Here is an 11,535-nt window from a genome sequence, read left to right as displayed (position 1 = left end):
GCGGCTGCGGCTGCGGCTGCGGCTGCGGCTGCGGCTGCGGCTGCGGCTGCGGCTGCGGCTGACCGGCGACGTGACGGAGGATCACCGGTGACGGGCCGAGCCCAAGAACAAATTGCCCATCACGCGCCGCCTCAGTACGGGTTTCACCACTGAGCGTCACCAGGGTTCCTTGGCCTGCGCCGGTGGGGATGGCAACCTGAGCGGGCTGCAAGGCCCAGAGCAGATCGAGCACCTCGCCCCCGCGTTGAAAGCGTGCGCCATATGCCGACGGGCCACTCAAGACCGTCAGATCATCAAGGTAGATCGTTCCTGCTCCCGCCGCCGTATCGGGTTCATCATCAAGCACGAGGGCGATCAAACGAGCCGGCAGATCGAGGCGAAGGTTGCCACTGCCACTGACGCGATTGTATGCCTCGACCTGCCCAGAGAGCGGCACTGAGAGGAATTGCCAGCCAGGTGCCCCAACAAAACCAAGCCGAAACTGCAACATCTCGCCTTCGGCATCACGTAACCAGACCTTGAGCGCGTGACCACTGCCATCGCCATAGACATAAGCCCCGAGGTCAGTCGCATTAGCCGGAATCAAGGCCGGTGAACCCGCGGTAAAGACAACATAATCATTGCCACGAGTTCCAAAGGTATAACTGAGTTGACCCGCAAACTGACCGCGATAGACCTGCGCCGAACTCTGCGTAAACGTACCATTCGGCTGATCACCACGACGCCACGTCCCAAAGTTCTCAAAATCAACCGCCACACTGCGCTGACCGAACTCAAGCATGCCAGCGGGAGTCGTCCCGACGAGCTGTTGATTGAGGGTACGGAAGGCCTGGAGGGCGGGTTTGCCCTGGCTATAATCAGTACGACCAGCGCCATAGGCGAGCAGGCCAAGGCCATCACCGGGGTTGACATCCTTGAGGTTATACCAGATCACCCGTTCAACGCCAGCGGCCCGCAAAAGGGCAGCCCCGCGCACGAGATAACTCGCCTGCACCTCAGGCGTAACCTGGCGGCCATCGCGGTCGCCGCTCGCCGTCGACCAGCCATACTCAGTCACCCAGATCGGCTTCGAACCAAGGCGTTCAGCGAGAGCGCGTACTGAACCAACCCCAGCCGCAGCGATCTGGCCCTCTTCAGGGCTTTTGGGATCGGTATAAGGGTGCAACGCAATCATATCAAACGCATTCCAGGCCCCGTGCGTCGCCATCGCTTGCAAAAAGCTCGTCGCAGGCTCAGGTGAGACCAGGCCAGCCGCCAACACCCGTGCATTGGGATCAGCCGTCTTGATCGCCTGGTTTGTCGCCTGCAAGAGTGCGGCATAGGCGGCAGGATCAGGCGCAGGTGCCCAGTAGCGTGCATTATCAGGCTCATTCCAGACCTGCCAGTATTGCACCCGATCTTTATAGCGAGCGACGACCGCACCGGCAAACGCCGCAAAGCGAGCCACATCAGGAGGGGCAAAGGCTTCGCCACGTCCACGCGCAGCCCATGCCGGGGTCGGGCCATTCAACAGACCAACGATCCTGATGCCACGCCGCGTCAGATCATTAACAACCCGGTCATGCCAACCCCAATCAAACTCACCCGGGCGAGGCTCGATCCGCGTAAACTGGAAATCCTCGCGTGCCCACCCCATCCCCGTCTGCCCCACCAGATCGAGCGGAACCTGCAACGTCTCATAGACTGGATAGCGCGACGCCAGGTGGCTATTAAGCCCAAACGCCGAATCGATCCCAGCGCCTGATGATTGTCCAGAGACCGGTGGCAATGGCGTGAGCAGCAGCGCAAAAGCCAAAAGCACACCAACAAAGAGGTGCAGTGATTTGAGCATAGGAACGCTCCTTACGGTGACTTGAAAGAATAACAAGACCCTGGTATAATACCGAAGGTTTGAGGACATTGGTTACGCGCCAATACGAACCACATTGTACAGCATGTCTTATCTCTGCGCCCCCATAGTCTAGCGGCCTAGGACGTCACCCTTTCAAGGTGAAGATCGCGGGTTCGAATCCCGCTGGGGGTACCATTTTTGTATGGCTTGCTGGTTACTCAAAACTGAGCCTGACGTATACAGCTACGCTGACCTGGAGCGTGAGATCAAAACGATCTGGGACGGGGTAGCGAATAATGTTGCCCTCAAGCACATGCGCACGATGGCCCCAGGCGATCAAGCGCTCATCTATCACACGGGCGACGAGCGCCAGGTTGTGGGCATAGCCGAAGTGATCAGCGCCCCCTATCAAGACCCCAAGACAGACGATCCCCGCCTTATTGTCGTTGATATTCGCGCCATGCGCGCCTTGCCCTCATCCGTCAAACTGGCCGACATCAAAGCCGATCCGCTCTTTGCCGCTTCGGCCCTTGTCCGCCAGGGTCGCCTCTCAGTCGTCCCTTTGACTGATCAACAATGGCAACGTTTGCTTGTCATGGCCGAAGTTTCGGCATAATATGGTATATTACGCACTACATTTGGTCAATTTGTACCTCTCGTGAAACTGACCCTACCTGAGGCGCTGGGGAGGTGCTGCGATGGATGCAGCGACAATCCTGGTCGTAGACGACGAGCAACCCATTGTCGATCTGGTGGCAAGCTATCTAACTGCTGAAGGATTTGCGATCCAACGTGCCTTTGATGGCCCGTCAGCGCTGACGCTCGCCCGCACGATACGGCCTGACTTGGTCATCCTGGATGTCATGTTGCCCGGCATCGATGGAATCGAAGTCTGTCGACGTTTGCATCAAGAGACATCAGTCTATGTGTTGATGCTGACCGCGCGCACTGACGAGGTTGACAAATTGATTGGGCTTTCGGTCGGGGCCGACGATTACCTGACCAAACCCTTCAGCCCGCGTGAACTCGTCGCCCGCGTCAAGGCGATCTTGCGCCGTTCGCGGATGCCCCAGGAAAAAAGCGCCGAACGCCCAGCACTTCAGTTTGGGGTGCTCAGTATTGACCCCGAACGCCGCGAGGTGCAACATGGCGAGACCATGGTCGAATTGACGCCGCGTGAGTTTGATTTACTCTATGTGATGGCGAGTTACCCGGGGCGCGTATTTACGCGTGAAGAACTGTTGCAACGCATCTGGGGGGCAGATTTTGCTGGGATTGATCGGGTCGTTGATGTGCATGTCGGCACCCTCCGCCGGAAACTCGAAGAATGTGGCCCTCGTGAAGCCCCTGTTGTCCAGACCGTACGTGGGGTTGGATATAAATTTGTTGGTGGGGTACGATGAGGTGGCATCATCAGTTACGCTGGAAACTCTTTGCGTCACACCTGATCATTGTGGTGATTGCTGACATTGTCTTGATCGCCACGGCGCTCTTTCTGGCTCGTGTCGGGTTGGTAGAGGTCGCCCCGCTCACCCTCGGGGCAGCAGCAGCGGAAACAGGCCCGCTGCGCGATCCAGCAACAGCCGAACACGTGCAGACCCCATTATTGCGTCAGTTTCAAACCGTCTTGCAGCAAGCACTGTTGATCAGTGGCTTTGCCGCGCTGACGGCTGCGGTGATCGTCAGCCTGTTTGTTTCCAAACGCATCGTTGAACCCCTCTACACGCTCTCGATGGTCAGCCGACGGCTTTCCCAGGGCTTTTACCGCGAACGAACCAGGATCTCGAGTGACGATGAGATCGCCCAATTATCGCAGAGTGTCAATCAATTGGCCGACACCCTAGACCGTACCGAGCAACGGCGTCTGGCGCTGCTCGCCGATGTGACCCACGAATTGCGCACCCCACTTGCAACAATCAGTGGGTATATGGAAGGGTTGCTCGATGGCGTCATCAAGCCTGAACCGCAAACCTTCAACCTGATTCTCCACGAGTCAAACCGCCTCCAACGCCTGATTGAAGACCTCGAACTGCTCTCACGCGTCGAAGCGGGCCAGATCCCCGTGGTGGCGCGCAGCATGAATCTGCGCACCTTGCTGCAGGGGGTCATGACCCATTTTGAGCCGATCTTCCAGGCCAACCAGGTCGAAATGGAACTCGATGTCGAGGCCTACCTGCCTTCGGTCTGGAGCGATCCTGATCGCATTGATCAGGTGATGATCAATGTGCTTTCGAACGCCTTCCGGTACACGCCCAGCGGGGGCAAGGTAACGGTACGGGCCGTCTATGCCAACCCGATGGTCAAAGTATCAGTGCAAGATACCGGAGTAGGCATCGCAGACGAGCATCTGCCCCATGTCTTTGAACGGTTCTACCGCGTCGATAAATCACGCGCACGCCAAAGCGGGGGCAACGGGATCGGTTTAGCAATTGTGCGCCACCTGATTGATGTCCAGGGTGGCGAAATCTGGGCCGAAAGTGCAGGGCCGGGCACAGGCACAACCATCTCGTTTACCCTGCCCCTTCCGCCGGGTACCTCAGAAGCCCTGCTGCAACATGCACGCCAACCAGGCGCAGTCGAGGCCCCATGAGCCAACTGATCACGCTGGAACTCTGGCACGTCTTTTTGATCGTCGTCAGTTCACTGGCCGTGACCTTCCTCGTGATGCACCGGATCTTCCCCCCAATGGAACGTATCCGTGACATACGCAATCTGTCACGTGAGAGCGGCTTGCCTACGCGACCGCAACCCGAGCCAGACGTAGCAAGCACGCCAGAGAGTAGCGTTCAAGAGGAAAGGCTGGCTGGCTACCGTGCGCCACCGTGGCTTGGGGTCTACTGGAAGAGTAATCTTATGTTGATCGGGCCATTGTTGCTGATCTGGCTGGCAAGTTTTCTGCTGCCAGCGATCTTTGCGCCAATGCTCAATCAAGTGACAGTACTCACGGGTTTTCCGCTTGGCTATTATATGCAGAGTCAAGGCGCGCTCATTATTTTCATTGGCCTGACCTTTGGCTATACCCTGCGCATGCGGAAACTCGATCGTCGTTTTGGCATGAGCCCGCCCGAAAGTGCGCCTCAACGTCATTACCGGAATCGTCTGCTGATGGCGTATCTCGGCTTTACCCTCGGGTTTCTCACGCTGATTGGGGTAGTAAGCCTGCTCGATGCGATCTATACCTTGCCAGCAGGCGCAATCAACTGGTTTTTTCTCTTGATCACTATCGGCGTCTATGCAGTGATCGGGCTACGTGCGCGAACCGAGCAACTTGATGAATATTATGTCGCCGGACGACGCGTGCCAGCTCCGCTCAACGGCCTGGCGACAGGCTCCGACTGGATGAGTGCCGCCTCGTTTATCAGTATGGCCGGGGCGCTTTTCTTGCTCGGCTACGAGGGACTGGCCTATATCACCGGGTGGACAGGTGGCTTTGTCTTGCTCGTGCTTTTGCTGGCACCGTATTTGCGCAAGTTTGGGCAATTCACGATTCCTGATTTCATTGGCGCACGCTATCCAGGAAGCGCCACTCGCGTGCTCGGGGCGATTATCTGCATCATCATCAGCTTTACCTATCTGACCGCACAGGTGACGGGGATAGGGATCATCATGAGCCGGTTCCTCGGCATCAACTATATGCTCGGCGTCATCGTTGGGCTCTCGGCTGTGCTGCTCTGCTCGTTTCTGGGGGGGATGAAAGCAATTACCTGGACCCAGGGGGTGCAGGGCATTATCATGGTTGTGGCCTATCTTGTGCCAGTGACCTGGCTCTCACTCAAACTGACCGGGGTGCCGATCCCCCAGTTGATGTACGGCGAAGCGCTGCAAAACATTATCCGCCTGGAAGCCGAGCAGGGCATTACGTCAAGTTATATCGAACCCTTCAACGACTGGTCACCGCTCAACTTTATTGCGCTCACGATCTGCCTGATGGTAGGCACAGCGGGAATGCCCCACATTCTGACTCGCTTTTATACCGTACCCGACGTGCATCAGAGTCGCAGTAGTGTTGCATGGGCACTCGTCTGGATCGCGGTGCTGTACCTCACTGCACCGGCCTATGCCGCCTTTTCACGTTGGGAGATCCTGCAGGATGTCGTAGGGCGACCCATTGCCGCGCTCCCTGAATGGGCCGAAAACTGGGCGCAGACCGGGTTGTTGACCATCACCGAAAACTCCGACGACGAAAACGGCAATGATAACCGTCTCCAATACGGCGAATTGCGCATCGATCCTGATCTGATCGTCCTGGCGACGCCCGAGATTGCCGGGTTACCAACAACGGTGGTAGCGCTAGTGGCGGCCGGAGGCATGGCCGCAGCCCTCTCGACGGCTGACGGACTATTGATGGTCATTGCGGCAGCCGTGGCGCATGATATTTACCACCGCACCCTCAACCCAAAAGCCTCGTTGCGGGAACGACTCTGGCTTGGGCGCATTATGATTCTGGTTGCCGCAGTGCTGGCGACGCTCACCGCCTTGCAACGTCTCGCCATCATTGTCCAGATGGTTGCCTGGGCCTTTTCGCTCGCAGCGGCAACGTTCTTTCCTATTCTGGTCATGGGCATCTTCTGGAAGAGAGCCACGAGTCGCGGGGCAGCGGCGGGTATGCTGAGTGGCTTGATCGTCACTGCAGGGTATATGGCCCTCACCTCGATCTTGCCAGACTGGGGCATTCTGGGCATTAGCAGTAGTGCAGCAGGCATCTTTGGCATCCCAATCAATGCCCTGGTGACCTGGCTCGTCAGCCGGTTCGACACCCCACCCTCGCCCGAGACCCAGGCCATGGTCGACTCGCTACGCCATCCGTAGGTGCATAGATAGACCTTCCGAGTAAGCTACCCAAGGCTAAAGCTCTTGGGCTTTACCCTGCACTACCGACGAGTCGGCAGCCGGGTAGCATGGCGCACTTACAGGCGCCCGGCGGCCAATATTGACCGCCGCGATCACATCTGCTGGCCCAGCGAAGCCACAAGATGTGCAGACAAACAAAGCCTGGGTTTTGCGGTTGGCCTTGTCAATACAACCGCACATAGGACAGGTACGAGAGGTATTCCGAGGATCAACCCGATGGACAGGAACCCCGCACATCGCTGCCTTGTAGACGATAAAGGCCTGCAACTGCGCAAAGGCCCAGCTATGGAGTGTTGCGCGCTGCGACCTGCGAGCCGTTATCCGCGTGCGAATATGCGTCAGATCCTCCAACGCTATCGCCCGCTTCGTGCCTTCGGCCTTCGCAACAATCCGTTTGGAGAGGTTGTGGTTTACCCATGTCGCAAAGCGGTATTCCTGCCCTACGAGCTTTCGCAAGCGGCGGCGGGCACCGTGGGTCCGTTTCCGCTGGAGCTTGCGCCGCAAGCTCCGATGCCGATAGCGCACGTTCTTGATCGCCTTGCCGGAATGGGTCTCGCCGTCGCTATCTACCGCAATATTGGTCACCCCCAGGTCAATGCCCATCACGCCTTCCACGTCGCCAGGGTCGGGTATTTCAACCTCGCACCCAGCGAACAGATACCACGCGCCGTTGACCAGCGCCAGATCCGTCTCGCCCCGCTGCGAAGCGAGCAACGGGCGCTGCCTATCGCCGCAGAGGAACGGGATCGCCTGCCGCCCGTCGAGCGTCCAGATCGAGACTTCCTGCTTGCCGCGGTGGAAGGACAGGATGCGATCATCGTAGGCCATCGCACCGTGTGGGCGAAACGTGCGCTGAACCTTGCGATCCAGCTTGTAGGCATCCGCTACCTTCGCAATGCACCGCACCACCATTTGCGCGGCAAGCCCGAACGCCTCGCGGGTGTCCTGGTACACCAGCTTGTGAACCGCAAACTGCCGAAAGGTCTTGGTCTCCCATGCCGTCAGACTCATCGCGTTACACGCCTCATTCGCCCGCTCAAGCGTGCGCTGCAAAGCGTCAGCTTGCTCAGGAGTCGGCTGCAACTTCAGTTGGATTGTGAGCCTCATAATATGAGAAGTATACTACATGGCGAACACCCGTGCAACTCAGGGCTAAAGCCGCTCAAGCGGGGCGCTCCTCCCACGGCTAAAGCTCGTGGGTTTCCGCGCCTAAAGGCAAGCATTCTATGAGGCCGACAAACCGTCCTATGCTATAATGAGCACCATTGTACAACTTTCCGAAAGGGGGTGAGCACCATGTCAGAACCTGACCTTAGTGGCCTTACGGCCTATGATCACTCATGCCAATTCGTCGTAGGTGCCACCAATTCTGCTCAACCCTTGAGGAGTGTGACCGCATGAAAGATGCACAGCCCGAGAAAATGTTGCACGAACGTTATGACCCGACGACTATAGAATCAAAGTGGCAGGCACGCTGGGCGGCCGATGATCTCTATCGAACTGCCCCGGCTGATGAACGCCCCAAGTATTATGTGCTCGATTTTTATCCCTACCCGTCAGGTGAGGGGTTGAGTGTCGGCCATTGCCGCAATTATGTGCCCACCGATGTGGTTGCGCGCTATTATCGGATGAAGGGCTATAACGTCCTGCATCCGATGGGATGGGATGCCTTCGGGTTGCCCACCGAAAACCAGGCGATCAAAACAAAGACCAATCCCTCGGTCTTGACCCGCCGTTACGCCGCCAACTACAAACGCCAGATGAATCTGATCGGGGCCAGTTATGACTGGAGCCGTGAGATCACCTCGTCTGAGCCAGACTATTATCACTGGACCCAGTGGATCTTTTTGCGTCTCTACGACCATTGGTACGATCCACGCGTCGATCAGGCCCGTCCGATTGCTGAACTGGAGGCGGAATTAACAGCGTATGGCACCTCGCGCCTGGGGTTGCCCTTGTCAGAGCGTGGGGTTACGGCAGAAGGCTGGCAAACAGCGAACCCACTCGAACGGCAGGAGATCCTGAAGCGTTTCCGGTTGGCCTATCGTGGCGAAGCGACCGTCAACTGGGACCCGGTTGACAAAACGGTGCTGGCGAATGAAGAGGTCGGCCCTGATGGTCGCGCCTGGCGGAGTGGGGCGCTGGTAGAGCGCCGCACGCTGAAACAGTGGTTTTTCCGCACGACGGCCTACGCCGACCGCCTGGATCGCGATCTTGATACCGTTGACTGGCCTGGCCGCATTGTCACGATGCAGCGCAACTGGATCGGGGCCTCGGTCGGGGCTGAGGTTAGCTTCAAGACGGTGGCTGGCGACGAGTTGATCGTCTTTACGACGCGGCCCGATACGTTGTGGGGTGCAACCTTTATGGTGCTGTCGCCCGAACACCCGCTGGTCGCCAAGTTGACCACGCCGACCCAGCAGGCGACCGTCGAGGCCTATGTTGCCCAGGCCAGCACCAATGCCAGTGCGCCTGTGCCCGTCGAAGAGAAAGAGAAGACCGGCGTTTTTACCGGCAGTTATGCGGTAAATCCGGTGAACGGGGCCGAGATTCCCATCTGGGTCGCGGACTATGTCTTGATGGGCTATGGCACCGGCGCGATTATGGCGGTACCCGCCCACGACGAGCGCGACTTTGCCTTTGCCCTAAAATTTGGCTTGCCGATCATCCCGGTGATCCAGCGGCCTGACGATGCCGCCCGTTCGGTGGTGCGCCGGGGAACGTATGCTGAGGATCTGCCAAACCAGTTGCGTGCGGCGGGATATCAGTTCAGTGAACAGGATGGCGATCTGGTCGTTGACCTGACCGGGGCGCAGGCCGAGGCGTATGCCCACCTGGTGCAACCGGCGTTGCTCAATGGATGGACTGAAATCGCGGGAAGCGGGTGGAAGTTCATCTTTCCTGATGTCATCGTCGCCTTCGACACGGTCGAAGCGGATCAGCAACTGGCCGCACAGATCAGCACAGCGTTGCAACGCAACGATCTGCCAACCGTGATGGCTTATCTGACGACGATTCCAGCCTACCGCACCCTGCTCTATCATGATGAGATTGGGGTACCGATCAACTCGGGAACGATCAACGGCCTGCCTGGTGACGAAGCAATCAGTCGGACGATTGATCTGCTTGAGGCTGAAGGGCAGGGCAAGGCCCGCCACAATTACAAACTGCGCGACTGGTTGATCAGCCGCCAGCGCTACTGGGGCACCCCCATTCCGATCATTCACCGTGCCGATGGCCTCGAGGTGATGGAAACCGATGAGCAGTTGCCCGTCACACTCCCAGGGGTCGAAAACTACGAGCCCACAGCGACCGGCGAATCGCCCCTGGCCCAGATTGATGAGTGGGTCAAGGTGACTCTGAGCGATGGGCAACATGGGCGGCGCGAAACCGACACGATGGGCACCTTTGCCTGTTCGTCGTGGTACTTCCTGCGTTTTGTTGACCCCCGGAATCCGCACGAACTGGCACGCCAAGAGGAACTGGCCTACTGGTTGCCCGTCGATATGTATGTCGGTGGGGCCGAACACGCTGTCATGCACCTGCTCTATGCCCGGTTCTGGACCAAGTTTCTCTATGATATTGGGGTTGTCCCCTTTATCGAGCCCTTTCAGAGCCTGCGCAATCAGGGGTTGATCCTGGCCCCGCCCCGCGAAGTCGATGGGCAGATCGTCATCGAAAAGATGTCGAAGTCCAAAAATAATGTCATCACGCCCGATGAAGTCGTCGCAACCCACGGGGCCGATGCGCTGCGGGGCTATGAATGCTTCATCTCGGACTTCGAAGCTGCGGTACCCTGGAGTACCGATGGAGTCCCGGGTATTCGCCGGTGGCTCGACCGCGTCTGGCGCATTGTGCTCAATCCTGAGCAAGACCGTGCGGGCGAAGGCGCTTTCACCGAGCGTCAATTGCAGCGGGTACTGCATCAGACGATCATGCGCGTTGAACATGATATCAAAGAATTCAAGTTCAATACGATGGTTGCTGCCTTGATGGAGTTTACCAATGCGCTCTATAAGGCCCGTGAGGCAGGGTTGAGCAAGACGCCTACATGGGCCGAGGCGATCGAGACATTGATGCGCCTGATCGCCCCCGTTGCCCCCCATATCGCCGAAGAACTCTGGGCACGCACGCAACGGAGTTATAGCATTCATCAACAGTCATGGCCCAAGGCAGACCCTGCCCTGGCGGCGGAAGAAGAAGTTGAGATCGTCTTGCAAGTCAATGGCAAAATCCGTGACAAACTCGTAGTCCCTGCTGATGCCGACGAAGCGCAGTTGCGTGACGTTGCGTTGCAGAGCGAGCGGGTCAAAGGATATGTCGGCGACAAAACGATCCGCAAGCTCATTGTGGTGCCAGGAAAACTGGTGAACATTGTTGTTGGTTAATATAAACCCTCAGCCAGGCAACTTTCGGTTGCCTGGCTGAGGGTTTGCTGGATCTATGAATATTTCTACGCAGCGGATTCTGGTTGCCTATACCATTTTGTTGGCTGGCATAGCCCTCTTTATTCTGCGGAGGATGATATTGCCAACCACCTTCGAAATCCAGGGTGTGCCCTTTGACATTGCCGTACCATCAGTCCTCAATTCATGCTACAATCGTCCTGCACTCAATACGTGTAGTGATAGTGTTATTGTTACCCTGACCACGGTCGGCGTTGTGCTGGCGAGTGGATGGAGAAGTGCGGGACGGATGATTTTTGCCGTTATTCTCGGCATTCTGCCGCTCGGTCTCTATTTTGTCCTGAGTCCAATCTGGATTCCGTTGATCCTGCTTGCGCTCTTGCCACTAGAAATTGAAATTGGTACTCGTTTTCTTTTCCCAAAGCAAGAGCGTCGTTCGATCTAAAC

General features: G+C 57.6%; 8 protein-coding genes and 1 tRNA gene. 7 read left to right on the top strand and 2 right to left on the bottom strand.

Annotated features, from left to right (window positions below; all coding sequences use genetic code 11):
* A partial coding sequence (locus EYB53_RS07545; protein WP_167857304.1) for a glycosyl hydrolase occupies positions 1 to 1,831 on the bottom strand: 1,831 nt, incomplete at its 3' end.
* A gap of 118 nt (positions 1,832 to 1,949) precedes the next feature.
* Between EYB53_RS07545 and EYB53_RS07540 the strand changes: the two genes are divergently transcribed.
* The 5 genes from EYB53_RS07540 to EYB53_RS07520 all read left to right on the top strand — a co-directional run bounded on the left by EYB53_RS07540 (position 1,950) and on the right by EYB53_RS07520 (position 6,640).
* Positions 1,950 to 2,026: transfer RNA gene (locus EYB53_RS07540), tRNA-Glu, on the top strand.
* A gap of 7 nt (positions 2,027 to 2,033) precedes the next feature.
* Positions 2,034 to 2,447, top strand: a complete 414-nt coding sequence (locus tag EYB53_RS07535) for an EVE domain-containing protein (protein ID WP_135477598.1) — start codon at positions 2,034 to 2,036, stop codon at positions 2,445 to 2,447.
* Between the two features lie 82 nt (positions 2,448 to 2,529).
* A complete protein-coding gene (locus tag EYB53_RS07530; protein ID WP_135477597.1) occupies positions 2,530 to 3,234 on the top strand; it encodes a response regulator transcription factor in 705 nt (234 codons plus the stop codon).
* Positions 3,231 to 4,421, top strand: a complete 1,191-nt coding sequence (locus EYB53_RS07525) for a sensor histidine kinase (RefSeq protein ID WP_135477596.1) — start codon at positions 3,231 to 3,233, stop codon at positions 4,419 to 4,421. Before EYB53_RS07530 ends, EYB53_RS07525 begins: the two co-directional genes overlap by 4 nt.
* Complete coding sequence (locus tag EYB53_RS07520) at positions 4,418 to 6,640, top strand: VC_2705 family sodium/solute symporter (protein ID WP_135477595.1); 2,223 nt, start codon at positions 4,418 to 4,420, stop codon at positions 6,638 to 6,640. The genes EYB53_RS07525 and EYB53_RS07520 overlap by 4 nt, the downstream gene beginning before the upstream one ends.
* 36 nt (positions 6,641 to 6,676) lie before the next feature.
* On the opposite strand, the gene EYB53_RS07515 is transcribed toward EYB53_RS07520, so the two are convergent.
* Positions 6,677 to 7,789 carry an RNA-guided endonuclease InsQ/TnpB family protein gene (locus tag EYB53_RS07515; protein WP_135477594.1) on the bottom strand — a complete coding sequence of 371 codons (1,113 nt, stop codon included), beginning with the start codon at positions 7,787 to 7,789 and terminating at the stop codon, positions 6,677 to 6,679.
* A gap of 290 nt (positions 7,790 to 8,079) precedes the next feature.
* On the opposite strand from EYB53_RS07515, the gene EYB53_RS07510 reads away from it, so the two are divergent.
* Positions 8,080 to 11,070 (top strand): leucine--tRNA ligase, encoded by a 2,991-nt coding sequence (locus EYB53_RS07510; protein ID WP_135477593.1) that lies wholly within the window; start codon positions 8,080 to 8,082, stop codon positions 11,068 to 11,070.
* 55 nt (positions 11,071 to 11,125) lie between these two features.
* The gene (locus EYB53_RS07505) at positions 11,126 to 11,533 is read left to right on the top strand and encodes a hypothetical protein (RefSeq protein ID WP_135477592.1); all 408 of its coding nucleotides are present in this window, start codon (positions 11,126 to 11,128) and stop codon (positions 11,531 to 11,533) included.
* The last annotated feature ends 2 nt before the right edge of the window (positions 11,534 to 11,535 follow it).

Origin of the sequence: Candidatus Chloroploca mongolica (assembly GCF_004762035.2) — a bacterium.
Classification (GTDB): Bacteria; Chloroflexota; Chloroflexia; order Chloroflexales; family Chloroflexaceae; genus Chloroploca; species Chloroploca mongolica.
Note: the sequence above shows the minus strand (reverse complement) of the source record. Positions and strands in the feature narration are given on the sequence as shown.